Annotated in this window: 1 pseudogene; it reads left to right on the top strand. The window is 33.2% G+C overall.

Annotation, left to right across the window (positions count from 1 at the left end):
- Window positions 1-611 (top strand): annotated as a pseudogene (locus ACIPNH_RS00990) (hypothetical protein); the annotation flags it as partial.

Consider the following 611-nt stretch of genomic DNA (forward strand, 5'->3'; position numbering starts at 1 on the left):
GTCAACAATTGCTTAATAGAGAAAGAGCTCTGGATATAAGAAAGAAAGAGTTTTCTCAAGTTGATCAATTTTATACAAGGGATTTGCTGACAGGATTACAACAAATCTGTAAAGATGGAATAAATAATCACGGAAGTATCTTATATGACAAATATCTTTGGTCTATTTCTGTAATGGCTCCATCTGTTATGGTAGATCATTTATCTGACTTGCATGATAAATCGGTATTTTATATCAGTAATAAAGATATGGAGTTGTTTGCAGATCTTGTTGATATGATGAGTGAGCAACCTTTCCTGGATCTTGTAGGTGATTCATGGAATGCTTTATTTAAAAGGATGAAGGAAATGAGGGGAGAAGCACTAGGGAAACTTGCTTCTTCACAAAGTTTTACACCTTTAACTCATCCTATGTATTTTTATCTTTGTAAGAGCTTTCAGGAGCTAATTTTAGAGATTAGTAGTAAAACAGATATTTCTGTTAATGATCTACTGAAAAAAGACGGTCAAGGAAAATGGGGCTTAATACAAACTATAAATTGGCCATTAACTTCCTCTCTAAACCGCTCTCTCGAACAGCAATATCACTTTATCTTTACACTAATGAAACAT

This window comes from Wolbachia endosymbiont of Drosophila barbarae, from assembly GCF_044752445.1.
Taxonomy (GTDB): Bacteria; Pseudomonadota; Alphaproteobacteria; order Rickettsiales; family Anaplasmataceae; genus Wolbachia; species Wolbachia pipientis.